Here is a 20,601-nt window from a genome sequence, read left to right as displayed (position 1 = left end):
ACAAGGCGCCCGGTACACGCATGCATTTCAAACCAGATGTGCTTGAGTCAGAGTTCGCGGTGGTCTATAGAACGCTTGCGATCGCTGTCCTCGGAGTCATAGCCGCCTACTGTATCTACCAGTGGTATTTGGAGCGGCGTCGACGTGACGAACGACGTTCGCACCGACGAGTCCGCAAAAAAAGAAGACGGTGATTGATGAGGTATCTGGCAGATATGAGATCTCTGATCACAGTGCGTTTGAAGCTCAAATAAATGAAGCTACTAGTTGTTGAAGATGAGGCGAAACTCGCTGCCTATCTGCACAAAGGTCTGAGTGAAGAAGGCTTTGTCGTCGATGTGGCGAACAACGGCCTGGATGGCCTGCATCTCTCTGTCGAATCTGACTACGACGCAGTCTTGCTGGACAGGATGCTTCCAGGCCTTGACGGATTGGCGCTCCTTGCTGCACTCAGGCGCGTGAAATCCACGCCCGTGCTGATGCTGTCGGCCCGGCAACAAACGGATGATCGAGTCGAAGGATTGCGTGCCGGTGCAGACGACTACCTGGTCAAGCCCTTTGCATTCTCTGAATTGGTGGCCCGAGTTCACGCTCTGCTGCGTCGAACGCAAACGGTGCAAACCAGCGGTGCTGAGACAACACTGAAGCTTGGGGAGCTTGAGCTGGATTTGCTCCGCCGAAAAGCGAAACGAGCACACCGTCCACTAGATCTGACGACAAAAGAGATTCAGCTTCTGGAGCTTTTGCTTCGTCGCTCAGGAGAGGTTCTGTCACGTACAGAGATTGCCGAACGGGTCTGGGATATGCATTTCGACAGCGGCACCAACGTGATTGATGTTGCAGTTCGTCGACTCAGAAGCAAGCTGGATGCGCCCTTCGAGCGGCCCATGCTCCATACGGTTCGCGGCTTCGGCTATATCCTGGAGGAGAGAGACGCATGAGTACCTCTTCCGTATCCCTGGGACGCAGGCTGGGGAATGGCCTGGCACTGCAAAGTTTTGCCGTTCTTGCCATCGTCTGTCTTGCCGTTTATGGTTGGACCTACCTGGGCTACAGATCCCAACGTAGCGACTCGCTGGAGCGTCAGAAAATCCAGCTGGAGCATCTGTTTTCTGAGGCTCGGGAAGACCGATCCGAGCAACTGCTGAGGCACAAGCTGGATGACATGCTGGTGGGGAACAACCAGTTGGCGATCGAGATTCTCAAAGAGGACAAGACGCCGTACTTTCAGCGTCGAATGGCGATTCTGGACGCGTCTGGGGAGATGCTTCAATTTTCACTTCCATCGCCAGGACAGGATGGCATTCTCTGGGACATCCGTCTCAGCCTCGATACGAAGTCGGAAGTCCTTGTGCTGAAGAAGCTCGCTGTGTCGTTGATGGCGGCCGCGATGGTTGGGGCGCTTTTGATATCGGTCGGTGGCTATGTTCTGGTCCGACGGGGCCTGCGGCCGTTGCGGAACCTGATCGAACAAACGCGCTCGCTCTCGATGGAGATCAGGGACCAGCGGCTGGATGGTACTGGCCAGCCGGCTGAAGTGGAGCCGCTGGTGTCGCACTTCAATGAGTCGCTGGACCGGCTACATCGCGCGTATGACCAGCTCGCGTCATTCAACGCGGACGTTGCCCATGAGTTGGCCACTCCCTTGACAACACTCATCGGAAGCACTGAAATCGTCCTGCGAAAGCAACGAAACACAAACGAACTACGCCAGGTACTGGAGTGCAATCTGGAGGAGTTTCAGCGGCTGACACGGATCGTCCAGGACATGCTGTTTCTGGCTCGTGCCGACCACGGGGCATCTGCACGTCGAAAACCACAACAGAACCTGACTGCACTCATGCACAGAGTATCGGCATTTCACGAGGCTGAGATGGAGGATCGGCAGCTATCGGTGGTCGTCAGAGGGGGAGCATCGATTGCGATGGATACCGCATTGGTAGAGCGGGCCTTGTCGAATCTGCTGTCGAATGCGATCCGCTATGCGACACCCAAGTCCGAAATTCAGATGGTCGCAGAGATCAACAGCAGTGAAGCGACAGTTCAGGTTGAGAACTTCGGGGAGCAGATTCCCCCGGAAAGACAGAGTCAGATATTCGACCGGTTCTATCGCTCTGATGCGTCCAGGTCAGACGCCCATTTGCATCATGGGTTGGGCTTGTCGATCGTGGCCGCCATTGCGCGCATGCATGGCGGCCGAACCTTTGTTCAGTCTACAAGCCAGAAGACTGTCATTGGGCTCACCCTGAGAATCCCAGCGCGTGAAGTGGCTCATTCCGAGAATTCAGTTCAACAAACTCTTGCATACAACATCAAGGAAGAGTGAATCATGACCAATCTACAGAAGATCTCTATTGAGATTCCGGTCTTACTGTCGAATGTTCCTGACCATCAGGACAGCTGCGTCCAGCGACTGATTGCCCTCCTGCAGGCCAAGCCAGGAATTGACAACGTACACGTCAAACTGGAGTCAGGCGAGGCGCTGCTGTGCATTCACTATGACCCCGAACAGCAGTCACTTCAGCGAGTGAGGGAGCTTGCGGAAAGCGTCGGGGCAACCGTCACCCAAAGGTTTGGCCATAGCCTGATGGAAGCCGAACCCATGCATGCTCGCGTTGCCCGACGACTGAGCGACGAATTGCGGGAAATTCCCGGCGTGGTCGAAGCAGAAGTCGCGCCGTCCGGTACGGCTCGAATCGAATATGACCGTGATGTTGTGAGCGAAGATGCCCTATCCAGTCGGCTAGGTCGGCTTGGGTTCAGCCCAATCAGCCCATCTGTGAGCTCAGGCGCTGGTCACGCGTCGCCCGCGATGGGAGATCACGACCATGACCACGATCATGAACACGGAAAGTCTGAAGAGAAGGATCAGAACCACTCCCACGGCGGCTTGTTTGGTGCGAACTCCGAGCTGATTTTCTCGCTGCTCTGTGGAGCATTGGTTCTGCTGGGCTGGTTTTTGCAGCGCCAGCAGCTGATCAACGAGACAACTGCGACAGGGATCTTCATTGTGGCTTACCTCTTCGGGGGGTACTACACCCTACAGGAGGCAATTGAAAACCTGAAAATCCGCAGGTTTGAGATCGACACATTGATGTTGGTCGCTGCGGCAGGTGCTGCTGCACTGGGCGAGTGGGCGGAAGGGGCCCTCTTGCTGTTCCTCTTCAGCCTGGGGCACTCCCTGGAGCACTATGCGATGGGACGCGCCAAGCGAGCCATCGAAGCCTTGGCAAAGCTGGCACCTGAGACGGCCCTGGTGATCAAGGGCGATCAGATTGTTGAGGTCTCCGTGACCGAGCTTAATCCTGGCGACTTGCTCCAGGTCAAACCCAATGAGCGGTTACCGGCTGACGGTATCGTCGTCTCTGGTTTTAGCAGCGTCAATCAGGCACCGGTCACAGGCGAGAGTGTCCCGGTCGACAAACAACCGGTCCAGAACCCACAGACGGCCTTGGCGATATACGACAAGCTGGAGGCCCAACACAGAGTCTTCGCCGGCACGATCAATGGCTCAGGCGCACTGACCGTGATGGTGGCACGTCGAGCCAGCGAATCCACGATGGCGCGTGTCGTCCGGATGGTGACTGAGGCACAGACTCAGCGCTCGCCCACACAGAATTTCACCGAGAAATTCGAGAGAGTCTTTGTTCCTGCTGTCCTGGTCCTGGTCGTGATTCTGCTGGGTGCTGGCCTGGTCATTGATGAGCCATTCAGCGCAAGCTTCTACCGGGCCATGGCAGTCCTGGTCGCGGCCAGCCCATGTGCCTTGGCGATATCGGTTCCCAGTGCGGTCCTGAGTGGTGTCGCTCGAGCTGCGCGCAGCGGTGTGCTGATCAAGGGTGGCGCACCCCTTGAGAACCTTGGGACGCTCACTGCCATTGCTTTTGACAAGACTGGCACCCTCACTGAGGGAAAGCCTCGCCTGATTGATGCATTCCCAACCAAGTCAGCCACGGAGGCAGAGCTCTTAGCTGTCGCCCTGGCGGTTGAGAAGCACAGCGACCATCCTATCGCCTCCGCCATCGTCGAAGGAGCATCTACCCGGCTTGGCGCCGAGCATCAACCGCTGGAGGTGCTGGAGGTCACAAGCATCACCGGGCGAGGCATCCAGGCACAGATCGGGGGCGAAGCGGTTCATATCGGCAAGGCCACCTTGTTTGACGTAGTGGACGGAGCGCCGTTGTCGGATGAGGTGCGCGAGATCAATAACTTGCTCATCGGAACGGGTCGCACGACCATGATTGTTCGAAAAGGGGCGCGTTACCTGGGCGTTCTGGGGGTGATGGACACGCCGCGGCCGGCAGCTCCGTCAGTGATGCGCGAGCTCCAGTCCTTGGGGATTAAGCGACTCATCATGATCTCCGGGGATAACCAGCAAGTTGCCGATGCTGTTGCAAAGTCGGTTGGACTGACCGAGGCTCAGGGTGACCTGATGCCGGATGACAAGGTCAAAGCCATCCAAACGCTTCGAGGCACTGCAGGCAAGGTCGCAATGGTGGGTGACGGCGTCAATGACGCGCCGGCGATGGCGAACGCCACGGTCGGCATCGCAATGGGCGCCGCGGGCTCTGACGTGGCTTTGGAGGCTGCGGATGTGGCCTTGATGGCGGACGACCTCAGACAGCTTCCGCTGGCTGTAGGCCTGTCCCGTTCAACCAGTCGCGTCATCCGGCAGAACTTGTGGGTCAGTCTGGGCGTCGTTGCCGTTTTGATTCCTGCCACGATCCTTGGGCTCAATATCGGAACGGCGGTGCTGTTCCACGAGGGCTCGACGTTGATCGTGGTTGCCAATGCGCTGCGATTGCTTGCGTTCAAAGGTCGGACCCAGGAGAGCGAAGCGTCTGTTGCTTGAAGCCATGAGGAAGACCTGATCGCCTCTGGCGCCGCAGTAACAATTTGTCATTCAGATGTAATCCAAGCTCATCGCGTTAAAGCCTAGTCTCTCGGCAATCACCCAGCGTGGGTTGCGCTGGGGCCGGATTTGAAAGGTATGTCGATGGGATTCTTCTGCGATTTATGCGGCAGGCAGATCGTCTGATCAAGGGCACATGTCAAGCTCAGCCAAGTTTCTGCCGATCAATGGCGCTGCTGGAGCCGCTGCTACCGATGAGGAGTGGCGCGGCAAGGCTTTGATCCTGCGTGCGCACAGGCAAGCCCTGATTGCGAGCAATATTGCCAATGCGGACACCCCTGGCTACCAGGCCAGGGATTTCGATTTCAGCGACGCCATGCGAGACGCCATGAAGCGGCTGCCGGGTCCGGCGCTCCAGGCGACATCGGCAAAGCATGTCGGAACGACAGCTCCAGCAGTCACAACTCAAAGCACGCTGGACTTTGCTCGCTATGTCGTGCCTTCGCAGCCTAGCTTGGACAACAACTCCGTGGACATGGACAGGGAGCGAGGGGTCTTCATGAAGAACGCCATCCTGTACCAGATGTCCCTCAGCACGTACGAGGATGAATTCAAGGAGTTCAAGCTAGCGGCCTCGGATCCACGGCGTTAGCGCACTGAACACGCACTAGAAATCCATTTCTAACTCCATATCCACATGACAAATATGTAATGCAAATGACCGGCTCCTGCTAGGACGAGATTCATACAGTCCATATGCGCGCTTGATTCGAAGTGCGCAGTTTGAAAAACCACTTTGAAAGGACTTCCTATGAAAACCGCTCGTACCCTCAGCCTGGCCGCCCTGACGCTCGCTGCGATGATCCCGCTGCAAAGCATGGCTTCGCATGAGGTCTTCCGCAACGGTCAATCCCTGTACGGGCAGTCGGCTACCAGCGCCGCACCCGCACGGACCATCGATCTGACGAAGGCTCAAAGCGTCAATGTCCAGTACGGCGAGACCGTGCTCTTCAAGGGCGCCGATGGCAAGCAGTTCTCCTGGACCTTCAATGGCCTGGATCAACGGCTTGTCCAAGTTGCGGAAATCGCCCCGCGTGACTTCAGCGCGGGCCAAGCCACGGTCGTGATCGGCCGCGATCCCCAGATCAGCTACTGATCTATGACGTGCTCGTAGGACTGCCGGCTCTGTCCATGATCATGGACCATGACATGGACAACGGCAGTCCCGAGTCACTCGTCTTGTCAGGAAGGTCGACAGGGCCCCCCATTTTCGGTGCCAGCGCTATTCAGGCATGATTGAGACAACCAGTGCCCCCTTCGGTTCAACGCTAGACTTCACAGATGGCTGCTGGCCATTAGCTATGGTCGTCTCTCCGCTCGTCAGCCTCGCCGTATCGCGTCTGCCAAGCTTCTTCTGTGAGCCCCGACGCTTCCCGGTATATTGTCAACTCACGAGCGTCCAGCACAATCTTGCCGTTGATGGTAAACCGGCCACGTACACCCTTGTACTGGCGCGTACTTACTAGATGATCCATCAGTTTGAGCAGCAGTCCTCGCAGCTCGATTGAGTTCGGGCCGTGCGATGGCTTGGGCAGCTCGGGCTTGATGGCCGCAGTGGCGTCTGATTCCTTTCGGATGAGCCCGTCAATGTCGATGCCCGGCCGCAGGGATTTAAGCAGCGCTCGAAGGCCGTCGTTTTCCCGGGCGACCCAGCGAGCCGTGCTTTCAGTGTCCCGTATGCGGGCTTGGAGGACCGGGTCGCGCACGGTGTCGGCAATGCTTTGGGTGCTGCTGGCCGACCGAGGGGTGGCGGCCTGTTCGGCAACTCTCAAGCGGATGTACTCTCCCAATTGGGAGCCTTGGTTTGCCACCGTGGAATATGCCGGTCCATCGGTTCCGCAGCGGCGGACTACTTCCGCAACCGAGATACGTACCTTGTCTTTTTCCATCCAGTCACAGACCTCTTTGATGAGTCGAATGTTCTCCCGACGCAAGCTGTTGCGAGAACCAGAGACTTCGTCAAAAAGCACGTCCGAGGCGCGCCGCGTCATCTTGTGTGTTGGCTTGGTGGTCATTCTGGTTACTTAGCTTTGAGGCGGCGTTTGGTTTCGACCATGGCTTGGACCGCACCACCGGACAGTAGAGATTTCAAGTCGCCCTGAAGGTTGGGGATACTTTGGAGCTGGGTTTTTCCCTCGAGCAGGGCGGTGGCGTCAAGCGGTGACGCCGTCGCACGCTGCATCAGCTCAATCGTCAGGTTTGCGGCTGCGAGGCGTTGCGAGTCGTCCAGCTTAAAGAACATGGAAGACAGTTCGCGTTCGTCATTAATGGCCAGGAACTTCCCGACTGCCAGTTCTATGTCCTGGTGAGCACTTAGGGCCTCGTCGGTGAAATTGGGCAGGATCTCCGCGCAGGTCGACAAGAAATGCTTGAGTTCGAGCTCGGTCGCTGGCCCATACCCGAAGTTAGCTTCTCCTTTGTCATGCTGCTTGAACAGCACGATGGATTCGGCGCGCTTGGAAGCCTCCTTGGCAGTACGCGCCTCACGGTACGCATCGAGCTTGCCAATTGAACTCTCGTAGAAACGCATCCGGTGCCACCACTCTGTGAGCATGTTGTTGAGCTGCCGCTCTTCGATGTCGTTCTTGCCGCGCAGCAGGTCAGCCAGACCGGCGTCGCCAACGTCTTCGGCATCCATAATCTTTTCGCGGCTGGAGGCCAGAGAGGCCACCTTGTTGCGAATCTTCATGATTAGCTGGTTGCCTTCGATGACTTGGCCGATAAGGAACGCAGGGCCGGTAAGCCAGAAACGACACTGCGGACAGGATGGACCTCGATCGCCAACAGGAACTGGTTCAATGCGGCCCTTGTCGGTCAGACCGCCTTCCTCGCAGCGGGTGCCGGGACAGATGCCAGAATGCCGAACCTGGATGAGGCCGATATTGTCCTGTAAGGCGTCGAAGCCGGTGTAGCTATCCTGGAAGTCAGGATTGGAGAGCAAGAATGGTTTTAACTCTTCAATCTCGCTTTCCAGCAAGCGTGGTAGTGGCCCAAGGCTGTCTCCAGCGCGCTGCTGGGCCTGCGTCATTGCCCGACGCACTGCACCGGGTGTCGGTGCATCGTACCAAAGAGTCATGATGTAAGTGGCGTGGCCAGCCACATACTCTGACACGATGTTCAAGGGCACGCCTCTATCAAGCAGATCAGTGATACCGGAGACTCGCAGGGTATGCAGGTCATGAATGGCTACTGGGTAGGCATCGTTTTCCGTTCCGGGTTTGACCAGTCGAATGCGATGAGCTTCGCTGGTTGAGCGGGCGTTGATTCGGTTTTGTACCTCAAGAGACAGGCGACCCCAAAGCCGCGTCAGCTTCTGTTTCGATACAGGCAATGACTTGTCATGAACACGGTCAGTCACAGCCGGGTCGCGAAACAGGCAGTAGAAGCGGTGCTGTGAATCGATCCATTCTGTTGGAGTGTTGCGATGCCCCTGGGCATCTTCAATAGTCTGTGTGTTCGGGTGTGGCGCGTAGCGCTGTATCCAGTCTCGCTGGTACCTTAGGTGTCGCAACAGATCATCGCTCACCCAAGGAATGGCATACCCATCCTCGCTGGTCTTGTTGACGCTGATCCACATTCCCACAAGTTCGGGATCGGCTGTCAGACCGGACGGCATTACCTGGATAAAGCCCTCTCGCCGTCCAGTTTCCAGGCGACCGTTGATGGGTAGCTGGTTTGGATTAGGGATCATTGTCGCGCTGTCGAAGTCGTAGATGAAGGCATCGCCTTCGCCCGAGTCGAGCAGGCGCCCCTGAAGGCCTCGAAGGGGTAATGACAGCAGCGTATACAAACACAGAGCCGTGCTGGGGCACCAAACGCGTTCCAGTTTCCTGGTGCCTTGATTCACCAGAAAGATCCAGTCCGTGTTCCATTGCTTGGCCCAGCCATAGTCGTCGGCGACGAGTACTTGCCGCATCTCTGCCATGGTGTCCGCGGCGATTGATTTGCGCGTTGTACCTGCTCGGTATTCAACTGCGAAGCGGTCGAATTTAATATCAATTGGGTTTGCGAACCAGGGCGTGTCCCGAGGATGCCCTTGATGTTGGGCGCGTAGCTGATCCTGAACGAAGCTGAAGAACTGACTCATTTCCAAGAGCTTGATGTTTCGCGTGTCAGGACTATCGAAACGGCGACGCAGATTGTTGCGATAGCACGGACTATGGTCGGTATAGTCGTTGATGAGCGCACGCAGTGTTTGTTCAGGCCGCTGTGGTGGCCTCTCTACTTCAGCTAGGAATTGAATGAATTCAATACAGGCTGTTTTGCGAACGACTCCCGATGCCGGCGCATTGGTATTGCTGCGTATAAACGCTGACATTGCATCACCCCAGGCTGTGAGGTGCGGTAAGCCTTCAAGAATTGTGTTCAGTGAAGCAAAGTCATCAAGCGAGACTTCATCGAGTGCGCGAACTAGCGGTGGCTGCCTCGGTGCATCTGGGTGCTGGCTGTTGTGTAGCATCAACATGGCGTTGTATGCGCGTCGCGCATATCCAACTTGTCGATGAGAGTCTTCTCTGCCGTTATCAATCAATTCGAGACAGCGCGAAAAAAGCGCGGTGCTTGATTGGGAAATTGATCGTAGGGTCGAACTGACGACTAGGAATTTCGCATACTTTGACGAAGCCGTTGGGGCCGCGCCACTCCTCATTAGGTCGCTCGTCGCGTTCATGATTGCTTCGACCTCAGGCGGACCAAACATAGGATGAAGATAGCGCTTCGTGTTGCTCCTATGCATGAGAGCGTACATCTCGTTGGTTCCGCTTTCGCCCGATATGAAGGGGAAGAGAATCCATCCTCGCGCAGCGGCCATACCGAGGTATTCAAAGACACGCGGCTGGTGGAAGCCGGGCTTCGGAGTGCCAAGCGTATAGTCTGACTCCGCGATTCCAGAGAAAAGCGTATTGGTCAGGCGTCCAAAAAAGTCCAACGTAGAAGCCGACTTGCCGAGTTCATGTCGAAGATACCTGTAGCCCGTTTGATCAATTTGGGTGTCCTTGTACAAAGCGAGCATCTCGCCTATGCTCGTGGGCTTGAGTGGCTGCACGAGGTCGCGTTGTTCAGCTAAGCTCATGGATTGAACGCGTTCGATGGCTCCCGCAATCATGGATTCGCCCAACAGATTCATAATCGCTGCAGACGGTAGCGTACGAAGTTTCGGGTGCTTGATTTGCAACGCCTGGATATAGCTTTCCCTTCCGTTGGTGGGAGGCTCCAATAACTCAGTCCAGCGACCCTCTAAGCGTTTGATTCCATACTGCTCGATGGATTCCTCCAGATCTTCGCGCGTTGGGCTAGCGATGAGCAGGAACTTCAGTTTGTTAGTGTTCAGGAGGACGGACTTTGCGATGCCATCGGGCGCCGGATACATCTCTGGTGCTGCGTCTGTCAGATATTGATAGGTCATCGGGTTTTTCTTGTGAGAGTCTTCGTGTCGATCTGACCAAACGCAATACTTCCAAGCTTCAAGGTGTGTGGAAGCGGTTCTAGCCTTGCATCTGCAAATCCCTTAGCTACTTCCTCTCGCTCTGCCGCGCTGTGTCCGGTGCGACCCTCGATCTGTGCCAGTGCCTCGGCCCGCTTAAGAGACTTGGCTGCGGTTCCTGGGCTAATGTGGGCGTATACCGCCGTTGATGAAATCTGGACGTGTCCCATCCACTTTTGAATCAAAAGCAAGTCGGCTTTCAATACATCAGCACAGTAAAACCCGTAGAAGTGCCGGAGCGAATGTGGGCCATATCCTTTTAGACTGACACCATGCTTCTTCTCAACCCGCCGGCGCGCAAGGTCGAATTGCTTTTCAACCGCTTTGATGGTCAGCGGCTCGCCGTCTTGCGCAACGAAGTAGTATGGATGACTGCGTTTTGGCACAGCCGCGCGAGCGCCATGCAGGTATTGGCGATGCAGATGCAAGAGGTACTGGCCGCCGTCGCGGATCCAATATATCTCTGAGCTGCGAGAAGCTTCATTATCGAATTTAATTCCCTTCCAGCCTGCGGCACTTCTGTTGGCTCCATGCTCTGTCCGAGGCAGCAAGCCAAACATCGCGCGCAGATACTCACGCCGTTGCCCATTAACAGGGGTGTGAGCCTGATTGGTCCAGGTCATGGGCGAATAGGATGGATGTTTAAGAACGATATGCAGTTCATCCTCACGCGCGGCTACGTCCTGCAGGAACAAGTGAAGCATCTCTGACAGGCGTCTACCGCCATACGCCAACACCCCAAAAAGAAATTTGTCACGCGGGTTCTTAGTCTCATCGATGAGTTTCTGGACAAGGTGCGGTGGAAACGGTTTGTACTGCTTGAGCCCTACGGTCTGTCGCTTACGACCTCCCGTTTTTTTTCGCGATCTGGACTTTGTGTGGAACAGCAGGCTCTTCTCTGCATGGGACAGGCTGATCCAGGACTCGCGGCAGGCCTCGATAAACTGTGCTTCTCCAGTACTCCAGAACGGCGAGCTGGTGTCCATGACGAACTTGACGTAGTCAAAGATAGCGGCACGTGTGGTCAGGTACTGCTGATTGCTGGCTGGTCGCCATCCGAGCACTGTTCCATGATCAAACTCGGTAAGGAAGTCTTCCAGAAAGCTGCGCAGCTTGCCTGGGGTCAGGGCTGGCTCGTTACTAACATGCTTGTAATAGTCGCGCAGCTTGCCGATGGCGACCACTGCCTTCGAGATCGCCTCATAACTAGCGTTGCCCTGGAGCTGCACGTAGCGCGCGAATTTGGCAATACTCGTGGAGATAACCGGATTTGCTAGGTCGTCCAATTCGATCACTACGGGCAGAGTCTGTGCGTCCGCGGCGTCGATGGATAAATGAACTACGGCATGAGTGGTGAGAGGGGCAAGCATGTCCTCAAATCGTAAACCAGTAGGCGGGGATAACTAGCTTGTGGTGCTGGCATTTTTGCTATATCTTTGAACCCATCCTTTCTGACAGGAGAATTTAACTGGTAACTTCTACTTGGTGGGGATATTGCCGCGCCTGCAACCACCGCAAGAGCAGCCGCACGCCCGAGCAGGCCGGTATGCCCCTGCTCTACGCCCCCTACATCCCCAGCCTCTGGGAAGACTTTATCCTGCGCAACCGCCGCATCCTGGCTGACCAGATGGAGTTCCTGATGGCGCATGTGCCACGCTCATCGCGCCTCTTGATCAACTGATCCCCGGGGATCGTCAGGCCGCTGGCAAGCTTCTCCGCTACCATCAGCGCTCATGACAACCCAGCGTCCATTGCGGGTCCTGGTGACCGACGACGATCCGATCCAGCTGCGCATCGCCGCGCGATTGCTGCGCGAGCTCGGGCATTCCGGCGCGCTGGCCAACAATGGCCAGATCGCCCTGGACATGCTGGAGCGCCTGCCCTTCGACCTCATGCTGCTGGACCTGAACATGCCGGTGCACGACGGCCTGGCCACGCTGGCCAGCCTGCGCGAGCGCCGCGCCCGCGGTCAGGCGACCCTGCCGGTCATCCTGGTCAGCGGCAATGACCTGGCCTCGAACTGGTCCTACTATCGCGATGCCGGTGCCAGCGCCTACCTGGTCAAGCCGCTGGACATCAAGGCCCTGGAAGCCGCGTTGCTGCAGCTCTGAACTGCCATGGAATTGCAGCTGGCTGTTCGGCGCTACCTGTTGGTATCGTCCACGCTGTTCGTGCTGGGCTTGCTGGGCCTGGCCTATGCGCTGGTGGGGCAACAGTTTGGCAATCTGCTCACCCGCGAGGTGCTGCTGGCGACCGGATTGAGCCTCTTGCTGGCGGGTGGCTGGCAGTTCTGGGCACTGGCCATCACCCAGTACCGTGCTGACCGGCAATCGGATGCGCTGGCCAGCCAGCTGGAAATGATGGCTGCCGTGGCCCAGCACACGGGTAGCCCCGTCATCGTGACCAACGGCCGCCACGAGGTGGCCTGGGTCAACGAGTCTTTCTGCCGGGTGACGGGTTATGCCGAGTGCGAGGTGTTGGGACAGCGGCCTGGCGGCCTGCTGCGTTCGCCTGCGGCAGACCCCGGCACCCTGGCCCGGCTCGACGAGGCGATCCGCAATCACGCCGGCATCGACGTGGAGGTGCTGCATCGCTATCGCGATGGGCGCGACCGCTGGGTGCGCATGCTGCTGTCGCCTCAGCGGGATGCCGAGGACAATTTCACGGGCTTCGTGGCCGTGCTGGTGGATGTCGACGCGCAGGTCCTGACCCGTGAAGCCCTGCGCAAGGCGCTGAGCGACAACCATTCCCTGATGCGTACGCTGGACGAGCAGGCCTTCGTGTCCGAGACAGATCGCGACGGCACCATCACCCGCGTCAATCGCAGGTTTGCGCAGATCAGCGGCTACAGCGAGAGCGAACTGCTGGGCCAGAACCATCGTCTGCTGAATTCCCGCGTGCATCCGCCGCAGTTCTGGGCCGAGATGTGGGACAGCATCCGCCGTGGCGAGTCCCGCAGCGAAGAGATCTGCAATCGGTCCAAGGACGGGCAGCTCTACTGGCTGCACAGCCTCATCGTGCCCTTCGTGGGGCCTGGCGGGGACGTGGAGCGCTACGTCGCCATGTCCCTGGACGTCACGGCACGCAAACAGGTCGAGGAACAGTTGCGGACCAGCCAGCAGCTGCTGACGCGCACCAGTCGCATCGCGGGCATCGGTAGCTGGCATGCCGACCTGCGTACGAGCGAGCTCCATCTGTCGGACGAGTGCCGCGCCATCCTGCGTCTGCCGGCAACCCAGGACAGCCACATCGACGACATCTGGCGGCGTTTTGATCCCGAGGCCAGCGCCCGGGCGCGCGAGCAGTTATCGGCCATGACCCGTCTGGAGCGGCTGTCGGTGGATCTGGTGGCACGCATGCCGGCTGCCGAGCCTGGGCAGGCGCTGTGGGTGCGCCTGGTGGCCGAGATGGATTGGCATGGCGCCCAGACCGAACGCATCATCGGTGCCGTGCAGGACATCACGGCACAGGTCGGGGCCCAGCAGCGCATCGAGGAGGAGCAGCGCATCCTGCGCGGCGCCATCGAGGCACTGGGCGAGGCCTTTGTGCTGTTCGATCCCGATGACCGGCTGGTCTATTGCAACGACATGTACCGTCAGCTCTATGTGCCCATCAAGGACGAGATCCATGTCGGCGCTGCGTATGAAAGCATCGTCCGGGCAGCCTCCGATGCGGGCATCTTCAAACAATTGCAGGAGGACAAGGAAGGGTCGGTGCAGGAGGCACTCAGCCTGCATCGCATGCCGTACTCCGACCGGATCCGCGAATTGCGTGACGGACGCTGGCTGCGCATCATCGAAGGCTTGACGGCTGACAATTACCACGTCGGCTTCCGCATCGATGTCACCGCCTTGCAGAACGCCCTGATGGCGGCCGACGCCGCATCGCGAAGCAAGGGCCAGTTCCTGGCCAACATGAGCCACGAGATCCGCACCCCGCTCAATGCCGTGCTGGGTCTGTTGCAGCTCTTGCGCTACACCGTACTGACCTCCGAGCAGGGCGAACTGGTGCACAAGACGCATACCGCGGCGCGCTCGCTGCTGGGCATCCTCAACGACATCCTCGACTACTCCAAGGTCGAGGCCGGGAAGATGGAGCTTCATGCCGAGCCCTTTGCGGTCAGGCAGTTGCTTCAGGACCTCTCCGTGATCCTTTCGGGGGCGCTGGGTGAGAAGAAGCTCGAACTGCTCTATGAAATCGATCCGCGCATTCCGCCCGTGCTGGTGGGCGACGCCCTGCGTCTGAAGCAGGTGCTGATCAACCTGGGTGGCAATGCGATCAAGTTCACGGTGATCGGCCAGGTGCGTGTGGCGCTGACCCTCGTGCGCCAGGACAACGAGCGGGTGCGGATCCGGTTCTCGGTGCAGGACACCGGTATCGGCATCCCCCCGGACCAGCGACAGCACATCTTCAGCGGCTTCTCGCAGGCCGAAGCCTCGACCGCACGCCGCTACGGTGGTACCGGCCTGGGCCTGGCCATCAGCCAGCGGCTGGTGGCACTGATGCAGGGCGAGATCACGCTGGACAGCACCCCGGGCGCCGGCAGCGTGTTCGCTTTTGAAGTCGATTTTCCGGTGGCGGCGATGGCGGTGCCACCGCGCCTTGCACTGGGCGGCGGCGGTCACCCGGCGGCCGCGCCGCGGCTGTCCGGCTTGCGCCTGCTGCTGGCTGAGGACAATGCGCTCAACCAGGAAGTGGCGCTGGCCATGCTGGAGCGCGAAGGTGCCCAGGTGGTGGTGGCCGGGAACGGGCAGCAAGCGGTCGACCGGCTGGCGGCGCAGCCGCAGGGTTTCGATCTGGTGCTGATGGACGTGCAGATGCCCGTGCTCGATGGCCTGCAGGCCACGCAGCAGATCCGCCAGCGCCTGCAGCTGCGCGAGCTGCCCATCCTGGCCATGACGGCCAATGCCATGTCCGCTGATCGCGAGGCATGTGCCGCCGCGGGCATGAATGCCCATGTGGGCAAGCCCTTTGAGCTGGATGAGCTGGTCGCTCTCATCCGGCAACATACCGGCCGGGCGGCCGGGGGTGTGGCCGACAGGCCGGCAAGCGAGCCGGCCGATGCCGATGCCGATGCCGATGCCGATGCCGATGCCGATGCCGATGCCGGGGCCGGGGCGTCCGTGCTTGAGACGGCGACTGCCCTGCGCCGTCTGGGCCAGGACGCCGCCCTGCTGCAGCGCTTGCGCAGCGCTTTCGTGCCGGCGACGGCCGAACTGATGCGCCAGACCCGGCAAGCGGCAGCTCAGGGAGATTGGGCGGCGGCTGCCGGCTGGGCACACCAGCTCAAGAGCAGTGCCGCATCGGTGGGTGCAGAAGAACTGGCCCAGGCCGGTGCCGTCGCCGAGCAGTATTGGCGTACGCCAGCGGCTGTTGCGGATGCGGCGAGGTCTGCCGAGCTGCTGGGTGCGCTTGATGTCGCCTGGGGGCGGGCGCAAGTTGCGCTGGGCCATATGACTGCAGCGGCGCCTGTGTCTGCCCCGCAGGCCGTGGCGAGCAGTCCAGGGAGTCTGCTGGATCGTCTGGTGCAGCTCGAACCGCTGCTGCAACAGTCGGACATGGCGGCCATCGACCTGCATGAGGCGTTGCTGGAGCGATATGCGCAGGTGCCGGAGCTGGCTGTGCTGAACCTGGCCATGGCGCGGCTGGACCTGCCGGCTGCGGCACGGGAGGCAGTGCGGCTGATCCAGCAACTGCAGGAGCGTGCCGCAGAAAGCGGAAATGGGGCTTGAATCCGTGATTTTTCCCGGCTTGACAATTCAACGCGCCGGCTGAAAATGTCCTCTAGCAGTCGGCAGGGGTGGATCGATCCGGCTGGCCCGATCAACCACCTGGTACTCACGCGATGCGCAAGAACCTCCCAGTCACCCAGAACGGATACGACTTTCCGGCTGACCAGACGTTGATCTCGGTGACGGACCTCAAGGGGCGGATGACCTACTGCAATACCAACTTCATTGCCGTCAGTGGTTATACGCGCGAGGAGTTGATGGGGCAGCCGCACAACATGGTTCGCCACCCGGACATGCCCGAAGAGGCCTTCCGCGACCTGTGGGACACCATCCAGGGCGGCCTGCCCTGGTCCGCGCTGGTCAAGAACCGGCGCAAGAACGGCGACTACTACTGGGTGCGTGCCAACGCCACCCCCATGCGCAAGGGCTCGGAGATCGTGGGTTTCCTGTCGGTGCGCACCAAGCCGGCTGAGCAGGAGATACAGGTCTGCGAAACGCTCTACGCCACCATGCGCGCCGAGGCGGAATCCGGTCGCCTGGTGCACCGGCTGCAGCGCGGGGTCCTGATCCGCGACGATCTGTTCGGGCGCCTGGGGCGCTGGCTCAGGCCCGGCCTGCGCAGCCAGCTGGTGCTGCTCAGCGCCTGGGCGGCGCTGGGGCCGTTCGTCTGCGCCCAGCTCGCTGCCCCGCACTGGGTCACGGCGCTGGTGTCGGCTTTCACGGTGGCTTCCGCCTCCTGGATGGCCATGCGCCTGACGCTCAAACCGCTCAAGGACGTGGTGGACCTGGCCAACCTGGTGGCCAGCGGCGACCTGACCAGCTTCATCACGGTCAAAGGCAAGGACGAAATCGGCCAGTTGCAGCTGGCCCTGGCCCAGCTGGTGGTGTCGGTGCGTACCGTGGTGCGCGACGTGCGGCATGAGGTGGCCAACCTGCGCGGTGGCACCCAGGAAATCGCCGCCGGTAACCAGGACATGTCCTCGCGCACCGAGTCGCAGGCTACCAACCTGGAGCAGACGGCCGCCTCGATGGAGGAGATCAACGGAACGACGCAGCAGACCACGCAGCTGGCGCGCGATGGTGCCGCCGTGGCGCGCGAAACCTCGGCCGTGGCGCATCGCAGCCACGAAGCGGTGCTGGCCGTGGCCCAGACCATGCAGGAGATATCGGACTCCTCGCGCCGCATCGGCGACATCATCCAGGTCATCGAGGGTGTGGCTTTCCAGACCAACATCCTGGCGCTCAATGCCGCCGTGGAAGCCGCGCGTGCGGGTGAACAGGGGCGCGGTTTTGCGGTGGTGGCGGCCGAGGTGCGTGCCCTGGCTCAGCGCACCGCTTCCGCCGCCAAGGAAATCCGCACGCTGATTGAAGAGTCGCGCGAGCGCGTGGACGCGGGGACGACGCGCACGGCAGATGCCCGGGCCCGCATGGACGAGGCCATGGCCTCGGTCGAGAAGGTGGCGAATGTGCTGGAGAACATCAGCCATGCCACCGCCGAGCAATCGGTGGGGGTGTCCAAGGTCAGCACCGCCTTGGTCGAGATGGATGGCATCACGCAGCAGAACGCCGCCATGGTGGAGGAACTGGCCGCGGCGGCCCAGTCGCTCAACGGACAGGTGCAACAGGTGCACGACTCCATCCGGGTGTTCCGCCTCACCGATGCCGACGTCACCCTGGCCGAGGTCGATGCCGTGAGCCTGCGCAAGGAGAACCGTGGCAGCACGGGAGAGTTTGACCATGACGAGGCACTCAAGACGCACCAGCAGTACAGCATCACGCTGCGCAACGCCATCCTGCGCAAGCTCAGCCTGGACGCCGACAACCTGCGCCGGGACGACTGCTGCCAGCTTGGTGAGTGGCTGCGTGGTCCTGGTGGACAGCATTCGGCGCACAAGACGGGTTTCACCGAACTGCTGCGTCATCACCGCGAGTTCCACCTGGAGGCCGGCAAGGTGGCCGACGCCATCAACAGCAAGCGCATGAGTGAGGCCCAGGCCATGCTGGAGTCCGGCCAGTCTTTCTACCATGCCGCCCGCGGTTTCATGTCGTCGTTGCAGGCCTTGCACAAGAACGGCTGAGTACCCGCCCCGCACAAAATGCAGAAGGCCCGCAACGCGGGCCTTCTGCATTGGGAAGAGCCTGAGATCAGGCGAAGACGCCGGCCGTCTCCTGCATGCGGGTCGACACCTCGCCGAGCTGATGCAGGCTGTCGCCATATGTCATCTCCAGCTGCGTCAGCTTCTTGAAGTAGTGGCTGACGATGTATTCGTCGGTGACGCCGATGCCGCCATGCAGCTGCACGGCCTGCTGGCCGACGAAACGCATGGACTGGCCCAGCTGGACCTTGGCGCGCGCCATGGCGCGGCGGCGCTCGTCAGCCGGGGCGTTGAGCTTGAGGCTGGCGTAGTAGCTCATGGAACGCGCCAGCTCCAGCTGCATCTTCATGTCAGCCGCGCGGTGGCGCAGGGCCTGGAAGCTGGCGATGGCCACGCCGAACTGCTTGCGCGTGTTCATGTAATCCAGCGTCACGGCCAGGGTCTGGTCCATCACGCCCACGGCTTCGGCGCACAGCGACGCGATGCCGATGTCCACCGCATGCTCCAGGGCGGCAAGACCCTCGGCCGTGACGAGTTGTGCTGCGGCCTGGTCCAGCACCACGTCGGCGGCGCGGCCGCCATCCTGCGTGCCGTAACCGCGAGTGCTCACGCCCTTGGCGCTGCGCTCGACCAGGAAGAGGGCGAGTTTGCCGCCCGCCATGGCCGGCACGAGGAAGGCGTCGGCCTGGTCGCCGGCCGGCACCATGTTCTTGGTCCCCGACACGGTCCAGCCGCTGCCGGCCTGTGTTGCCGTGGCGGCGCACACATCCAGGCGATAACGTGCCTTGCGTTCCTGCTGGGCCAACACCACGAGGGCCTCGCCCGAAGAGATGCGCGGCAGCCAGCTGCCCTTGAGTTCGGCGCCAGCGTAGCCGGCCAGTACGGCGCCGGCGATCAGGCTTTGCGCCAGCGGCTCCAGCACGATGCCGCGGCCCAGTTCTTCCATGACCACCATGCCTTCGATGGGGCCCATGCCCAGACCACCGTCGTCTTCGGGGATGTAGAGACCACACAGGCCCAGCTCGGCCAGTTCATTGAAGGCCGTGCGCGAGAAGCCTGGTGTGCCTTCCTTGCCGGCTTCGATTCCGCGGCGGCGCTCGAAACCGTAGCCCTTCTCCACCCATTTGTGCACGGCGTCGCGCAGTTGCTGCTGATCGTCGGTGAAATCGAAATCCATGTTCTGTCTCCTGGCGCTCAGCCGAGAATCGTCTGAGCGACGATGTTGCGTTGAACTTCATTGCTGCCGCCGTAGATGGTGGTCTTGCGCATGTTGAAGTAGGTCGAGGCCAGTGGGGCGTTGGCCAGCACACCGCCGGGGTAGTCCCCCTGCCAGCCGGCTTCCATGGCCTCGCGGATCAGGGGCAGGGCGTAGGGTCCGGCGGCCAGCATCATGAGTTCGGCATAACGCTGCTGGATCTCGCTGCCGCGGATCTTGAGCAGGCCGGCGATGTCCAGCGAGTTCTTGCCCGACTTCTCGGCAGAGAGCACCCGCAGCACCAGCATCTCCAGTGCCACCACGTCCACTTCCAGCTTGGCGATCTCGTCGCGGAAACGCACGTCCTCATACACGCCCTCGGCCTTGGCGATGCGCTTGAGGCGCTCCAGCTCGCGCTTGGCGCGGTTCACATCGGCGATGTTGGTGCGCTCGTGGCTCAGCAGGTGTTTGGCATAGGTCCAGCCCTTGTTCTCCTCGCCGATCAGGTTCTCGGCCGGCACCTCGACGTTGTCGAAGAAGACCTCGTTGACCTCACACTCGCCGTCCAGCAGCTTGATGGGGCGCACGGTGACGCCCTTGGATTTCATGTCGATCAGCAGGAAGGAGATGCCGGTCTGCGGCTTGCCTTCATTGCTGGTGCGCACCAGGCAGAAGATCCACTCGCCGTACTGGCCCAGCGTGGTCCAGGTCTTCTGCCCGTTGACGATGTATTTGTCACCGCGGCGCTCGGCGCGGGTCTTCACCGAGGCCAGGTCCGAGCCGGAGCCCGGCTCGCTGTAACCCTGGCTCCACCAGACTTCGCCGCTGGCGATGCCGGGCAGGAAACGTTTCTGCTGCTCGGGGCTGCCGAAGGCCATGATGACCGGGGCCACCATCACCGGGCCGAAGGGGATGACCCGCGGCGCTCCGGCCAGCGCGTTCTCTTCTTCGAACAGGTGTTTCTGGATCGCGTTCCAGCCCGGGCCGCCAAACTGCTTGGGCCAGCCCCAGCCCAGCCAGCCCTTCTTGCCCAGGATCCTGGCCCAGCGCTGGTGGTCGTCGCGGGTCAGCTGCAGGGCGTTGTGCACCTTGTGCGAGATGTCGGCCGGAAGGTTCGCGCGCACCCAGGCGCGGATCTCCTCGCGGAATGTCTGTTCTTCGGGGGTGAATGCCAAATCCATCAC

Annotated in this window: 13 protein-coding genes and 1 pseudogene; 9 read left to right on the top strand and 5 right to left on the bottom strand. The window is 60.3% G+C overall.

Annotated elements, in window-relative coordinates; all coding sequences use genetic code 11:
• Positions 1-254 precede the first annotated feature (254 nt).
• From AC1RRP_RS13095 to AC1RRP_RS13075, 5 genes are all read left to right on the top strand, one after another.
• Entirely contained in the window at positions 255-941 is a 687-nt protein-coding gene (locus tag AC1RRP_RS13095; RefSeq protein ID WP_493036796.1) for a heavy metal response regulator transcription factor, read from the top strand.
• Positions 938-2,326, top strand: coding sequence for a heavy metal sensor histidine kinase (locus AC1RRP_RS13090; RefSeq protein ID WP_493036794.1), 1,389 nt, complete (start codon positions 938-940; stop codon positions 2,324-2,326). Before AC1RRP_RS13095 ends, AC1RRP_RS13090 begins: the two co-directional genes overlap by 4 nt.
• Before the next feature lie 3 nt (positions 2,327-2,329).
• Positions 2,330-4,852, top strand: a complete 2,523-nt coding sequence (locus tag AC1RRP_RS13085) for a heavy metal translocating P-type ATPase (RefSeq protein ID WP_493036792.1) — start codon at positions 2,330-2,332, stop codon at positions 4,850-4,852.
• A gap of 196 nt (positions 4,853-5,048) precedes the next feature.
• Positions 5,049-5,504 (top strand): flagellar basal body rod protein FlgB, encoded by a 456-nt coding sequence (gene flgB, locus AC1RRP_RS13080; protein ID WP_493036790.1) that lies wholly within the window; start codon positions 5,049-5,051, stop codon positions 5,502-5,504.
• A 159-nt stretch (positions 5,505-5,663) separates the two neighbouring features.
• Positions 5,664-6,008: a CzcE family metal-binding protein gene (locus AC1RRP_RS13075; protein ID WP_493036788.1), complete on the top strand. Its 345-nt coding sequence runs from the start codon at positions 5,664-5,666 to the stop codon at positions 6,006-6,008.
• Between the two features lie 199 nt (positions 6,009-6,207).
• Here the strand turns inward: AC1RRP_RS13075 and AC1RRP_RS13070 are convergent, their stop codons facing one another.
• Genes AC1RRP_RS13070 through AC1RRP_RS13060 form a run of 3 tightly spaced genes read right to left on the bottom strand, consistent with a single transcriptional unit; the run spans position 6,208 to position 11,764 of the window.
• The gene (locus AC1RRP_RS13070; protein ID WP_493036786.1) at positions 6,208-6,927 is read right to left on the bottom strand and encodes a hypothetical protein; all 720 of its coding nucleotides are present in this window, start codon (positions 6,925-6,927) and stop codon (positions 6,208-6,210) included.
• Between the two features lie 5 nt (positions 6,928-6,932).
• Positions 6,933-10,316 (bottom strand): VPA1269 family protein, encoded by a 3,384-nt coding sequence (locus tag AC1RRP_RS13065; protein WP_493036784.1) that lies wholly within the window; start codon positions 10,314-10,316, stop codon positions 6,933-6,935.
• On the bottom strand, positions 10,313-11,764 hold the full coding sequence (locus tag AC1RRP_RS13060) for a tyrosine-type recombinase/integrase (RefSeq protein WP_493036782.1): 1,452 nt from the start codon (positions 11,762-11,764) through the stop codon (positions 10,313-10,315). Before AC1RRP_RS13060 ends, AC1RRP_RS13065 begins: the two co-directional genes overlap by 4 nt.
• A gap of 125 nt (positions 11,765-11,889) precedes the next feature.
• Between AC1RRP_RS13060 and AC1RRP_RS13055 the strand changes: the two are divergent.
• From AC1RRP_RS13055 to AC1RRP_RS13040, 4 genes and pseudogenes are all read left to right on the top strand, one after another.
• Positions 11,890-12,075, top strand: a pseudogene (locus AC1RRP_RS13055) (HNH endonuclease); the annotation flags it as partial.
• Between the two features lie 52 nt (positions 12,076-12,127).
• Complete coding sequence (locus AC1RRP_RS13050; protein ID WP_493036780.1) at positions 12,128-12,505, top strand: response regulator; 378 nt, start codon at positions 12,128-12,130, stop codon at positions 12,503-12,505.
• Positions 12,506-12,511: 6 nt separating this feature from the next.
• Positions 12,512-16,126: a PAS domain-containing hybrid sensor histidine kinase/response regulator gene (locus AC1RRP_RS13045; RefSeq protein ID WP_493036778.1), complete on the top strand. Its 3,615-nt coding sequence runs from the start codon at positions 12,512-12,514 to the stop codon at positions 16,124-16,126.
• Positions 16,127-16,239: 113 nt separating this feature from the next.
• Positions 16,240-18,204, top strand: coding sequence for a methyl-accepting chemotaxis protein (locus AC1RRP_RS13040; protein WP_493036776.1), 1,965 nt, complete (start codon positions 16,240-16,242; stop codon positions 18,202-18,204).
• 67 nt (positions 18,205-18,271) lie between these two features.
• Here AC1RRP_RS13040 and AC1RRP_RS13035 read toward each other — a convergent pair whose 3' ends face one another.
• The gene (locus AC1RRP_RS13035) at positions 18,272-19,399 is read right to left on the bottom strand and encodes an acyl-CoA dehydrogenase family protein (RefSeq protein WP_493036774.1); all 1,128 of its coding nucleotides are present in this window, start codon (positions 19,397-19,399) and stop codon (positions 18,272-18,274) included.
• 17 nt (positions 19,400-19,416) lie between these two features.
• A complete protein-coding gene (locus AC1RRP_RS13030) occupies positions 19,417-20,598 on the bottom strand; it encodes an acyl-CoA dehydrogenase family protein (protein WP_493036772.1) in 1,182 nt (393 codons plus the stop codon).
• Between the last annotated feature and the right edge of the window lie 3 nt (positions 20,599-20,601).

The sequence above is a fragment of the Hylemonella sp. GW821-FHT12C09 genome (genome assembly GCF_058807395.1).
Note: the sequence above shows the minus strand (reverse complement) of the source record. Positions and strands in the feature narration are given on the sequence as shown.